Source organism: Mycobacterium sp. ABE4_509 (genome assembly GCF_056160785.1).
The window spans coordinates 1-3,597 of record NZ_JBSWXU010000253.1 but is presented as its reverse complement, the minus strand read 5'-3'; the positions used below and the strand labels follow the sequence as shown (position 1 = coordinate 3,597).

Annotated in this window: 6 protein-coding genes and 1 pseudogene; 4 read left to right on the top strand and 3 right to left on the bottom strand. The window is 67.4% G+C overall.

The features are described 5' to 3' along the window. Both ACXAID_RS27470 and ACXAID_RS27465 read right to left on the bottom strand, forming a co-directional pair. Positions 1-209: pseudogene (locus ACXAID_RS27470) on the bottom strand (DUF4328 domain-containing protein); the annotation flags it as partial. A gap of 105 nt (positions 210-314) precedes the next feature. Further along, positions 315-656: a rhodanese-like domain-containing protein gene (locus ACXAID_RS27465; RefSeq protein ID WP_475025331.1), complete on the bottom strand. Its 342-nt coding sequence runs from the start codon at positions 654-656 to the stop codon at positions 315-317. 383 nt (positions 657-1,039) lie between these two features. Here ACXAID_RS27465 and ACXAID_RS27460 point away from each other — a divergent pair, with 383 nt between their 5' ends. After that, the gene (locus ACXAID_RS27460; protein WP_475025330.1) at positions 1,040-1,198 is read left to right on the top strand and encodes a hypothetical protein; all 159 of its coding nucleotides are present in this window, start codon (positions 1,040-1,042) and stop codon (positions 1,196-1,198) included. Between the two features lies 1 nt (position 1,199). On the opposite strand, the gene ACXAID_RS27455 is transcribed toward ACXAID_RS27460, so the two are convergent. Continuing rightward, positions 1,200-1,595, bottom strand: a complete 396-nt coding sequence (locus ACXAID_RS27455) for a S26 family signal peptidase (RefSeq protein WP_475025329.1) — start codon at positions 1,593-1,595, stop codon at positions 1,200-1,202. Between the two features lie 22 nt (positions 1,596-1,617). Here ACXAID_RS27455 and sodN point away from each other — a divergent pair, with 22 nt between their 5' ends. The 3 genes from sodN to ACXAID_RS27440 all read left to right on the top strand — a co-directional run. Further along, positions 1,618-2,040: a superoxide dismutase, Ni gene (sodN, locus tag ACXAID_RS27450; RefSeq protein ID WP_475025328.1), complete on the top strand. Its 423-nt coding sequence runs from the start codon at positions 1,618-1,620 to the stop codon at positions 2,038-2,040. A gap of 171 nt (positions 2,041-2,211) precedes the next feature. Continuing rightward, positions 2,212-2,745, top strand: coding sequence for a peptidase (locus tag ACXAID_RS27445; RefSeq protein ID WP_475025327.1), 534 nt, complete (start codon positions 2,212-2,214; stop codon positions 2,743-2,745). Positions 2,746-3,000: 255 nt separating this feature from the next. Beyond that, on the top strand, positions 3,001-3,597 hold a 597-nt coding region (locus tag ACXAID_RS27440), incomplete at its 3' end, for a TMEM165/GDT1 family protein (protein WP_475025326.1).

Below are 3,597 nucleotides of genomic sequence, written 5' to 3'. Positions count from 1 at the left end.
GCGCCGGGCCGTACCGCAACCCACCGGTAGCCGGCCGGCAGCAGTGGGCCGGTGCGGCGCTGACCAGGCTGCGGCGGTGGCGGCCCCCATTGCGACTGCGCAGCGGGGCCCGACGGCGCGAGCAGAGTGCCGTGGCAGCGCGGGCACCACACCCGCTGCTTGTCACGCACGTTCCACCGCGTCCCGCACTGGGAGCAGACCTGGATCACCGCACCAGCCTAGCCAAGTCGGCGGGCCGGCGATCAGACCGTCGGCGAGCCGACAGATCAGCCCGTCGGCGAGCCGACAGATTAAACCGTCGGCGAGCCGACAGATCAGACAAAGCCGGCGCCTCCGCCCTCGGTGACGACGGGACGACCGGCCTCGGCCCAGGCCAGCATCCCGCCCGAGACGTTGACCGGCTCGTAGCCGTTGCGGGCGAGGTACTGGGCGACCCGCTGGGAACGGCCACCGGCGTGGCACACCACGAACAGCTGAGCCTCGGTGTCGATCTCCGCCATGCGGGCCGGCACGTCACCCATCGGGATGTGCTGGGCTCCGGGCACATGGCCGCGCTGCCACTCGTCGTCCTCGCGCACGTCCAGGAGGACCACGGAGTCGTCGAAGGTCGTGGGCACGTCGCCGATAACCGCCTGGGGCACCGCTGTGTCGTCCATGACTTCATGCTGACACGCGCGTCGTCGGCCACACCACCGACCTCTCTCGCCCGCCGATCCAAGGGCAGCAATGTCGCCCTATCCACAGATTCCACAGGTTCATGCACAGCCCGCGTGGCCGCATCACCCGTCGTGAGCCGCCATATCAGCCTCCCAAGCCCCTCGGCCTGTGGATAACCTCGCGCCGCCGCGCGGGCGCAATCAACAGCCCAGCCACCTCCGAGCGAAATCGCTCGTAGCTCTAAGTAATGCGTAGGCTGGTGTTCAGCAATCTATGGCCGATTTCTCAGCGGCGACACATAGGGGTTATGATCGCCGTCACACGAGATGCTTGTGACGGATCTCACTGGGGAGGTATATCGCGTGCGGGTGAGGAGTTTCTGATGGCGTCGTCATCGATGGGCTCGGGCCCGGCATTTCCGCCCTCGGAATGGCAGTCCTCCTCGCGCGTCTACACCCGCAGCCAGTTGATGGCGTTCCTGCGCGCCGGGTTGATCGCGCTGGTCCTGCTCGGAATCCTCGCCCTGATCGTCCTGTACTAGATCAGCGGGCCGCCTCGCCCGGTTCGCCTCGCGCACGCACCGTCCGGACCTTCCGGACCTTCCGGACCTTCCATACCACTCGGTACGACCCGGCCGCCGGGACCCAGCCGAACTCCCGCGAGTCAGTGGCGCCGGGTGCGCCCGCGTTGTCCGACAACGCCTCGAACACCGCCCCCGTCGTGGTGTGCCGGATCCCGCCGACACGCTTGACCAGGTAGCGCGTCGACAACAACGGATCCGGGAACACCCGGATCTGACCTGCACGGAGCTTTCCGCAGCGCATCGCCAGCAGCCCGTCCCCGGGCAGCAGCGCCGGCCGCATCGACTCCTCGACGACGACGAAGCGGCGCAGCAGCCGGCCGAACCCGATGAGCCCCGGCCGATGGTTTCGGCGCATGGGCTAAGGGTAAGTTAGGACTATGCTGCATCGACTTTTCGCCAACTCCACACCCGCCCATGCACACTGCGATCTGTACTGCGGTGTCTACGACCCCGCTCAGGCCAAGATCGAGGCGCTGTCGTGCCTCAAGACGTTGCAGAAGTACCACGACTCCGACGACGACCACTTCAAGACGCGCGCCATCCTGATCAAGGAGCAGCGCGCCGAAGAGGTCAAGCACCATCTGATGGTGCTGTGGGCCGACTTCTTCACCAAGGACCACTTCGAGCAGTTCCCGAACCTGCACCAGCTGTTCTGGGACGGCGTGCACGGCGCCGGCGACGTCAAGAAATCCCTCGACGTGGCCGTCGCCGAGAAGCTGCTCGCCACCATCGACGAGATCGCCGACATCTTCTGGCAGACCGAGAAGGCCAAGGGGATGGGCGTCTACCCGCCTGCCTGATCGTCCGCCCACCGGCTCACACCCGGCTCAGCCTTCGGGCTGAGCCGGGTTTGTCGTTTCCGGCCCGTTAGCACTCGTGTCCTCTTGCGTGCCAGCTGGGGCCTACCGCATTCTGAGCGGATCGACCCACCGGCGTGTCGGGCTGTTGCTCTGCGATGCCGGGGAGGCGAAATGGATTCCGGGTCCGGTCGGGCGATCGAGATCGCTCCGTTTCATTTGCGTGGGTCCCTCAAGGGTTTCGTGGTCTCCGGGCGCTGGCCCGACTCGACCAAGGAGTGGGCCCAGCTGCTGATGGCCGCGGTGCGGGTTGCATCGCTGCCTGGACTGCTCTCGACGACAACGATTTTCGGCGTCCGAGAAGAACTGCCCGACGAACCCGAGCCCGGCACCGTCGGCCTCGTGTTGGCCGAAGGACCCGTCGTCGGGGAATACGCCGTCTCCCCAGGGCATTTCGCCGATCGGCAGCCGCCGGCGCTGATGATGCTGCACCCCCCGTCGGAAACCACTCCCTCACTTCCGGAGTGCAGCGGGGCCGCATCGGGTTGCGTCCTGCTGCCCGGGTTGCCCCACCTGGGACTCGAGCACCGGGCCGCCTGGGTCGAAGCGGAATCCGACGGCACCGTGACCTCGATGGTCAGCCGGGTCGGAGTCGACCCGATCACCCACCCCGACACCGCGATTCTCGCGATGCTCCTGGCCGCGTAGGTCGGGCGAACCGCGGGTTTCGGTGTGGCGAAAGAACTGTTCGGGGCACCGAAATCCCGCTCTGCGGTGGCAGTCTCGCCGATCGCCCGCTATCGTCGAGGGATCAGCGAAGGGGAGTAGCCCCGAATCGTCGTGTCGACATACTGGCGTGAGCCCGGCCGGCGAACCACCTCGAATACGTGGTGGGCGAGACCTTCGACCGTGTTCCGCCAGGGGTGAACAGCCCCAGGCGGGCGACGCGTCGAAAGGTCGTCCGTGGTTTCTGCGATTCTCATCAGCCTGGCGGTGGTGTTCGTCGCCGAACTCGGTGACAAATCCCAGCTGATCACCATGACCTACGCGCTGCGCCACCGCTGGTGGGTCGTGCTCTCCGGGGTGGCCATCGCCTCGATGCTGGTGCACGGGCTGTCGGTGGCCATCGGCCACTCTCTCGGGATGGCGCTGCCCCAGCGGCCCATCGCGGTAGCCGCATCGCTGGCCTTCCTGCTGTTCGCGATCTGGACGTGGCGCGACGCACGGCGCGCCGACGACGGCGAGGAGGTCCGGGTCGCCGAACCACGCTTCGTGGTGTTCGCGATCGTCTCCTCCTTCGTCCTGGCCGAACTCGGGGACAAGACCATGCTCGCGACCGTGGCGCTGGCCAGCGACCACAGCTGGGCCGGGGTGTGGGTCGGGGCCACCATCGGCATGGTGGCCGCCGACGGGGTTGCCATCGCCGTGGGCAGGGTCATGCACAAGCGCCTGCCCGAACAGTTCCTGCACTATCTGGCCAGCGTGCTGTTCCTGTTGTTCGGGCTGTACATGTTCTTCGACGGCGCGCTGGGCCGCCCGGGGCTCGCCCTGGCGGTGACC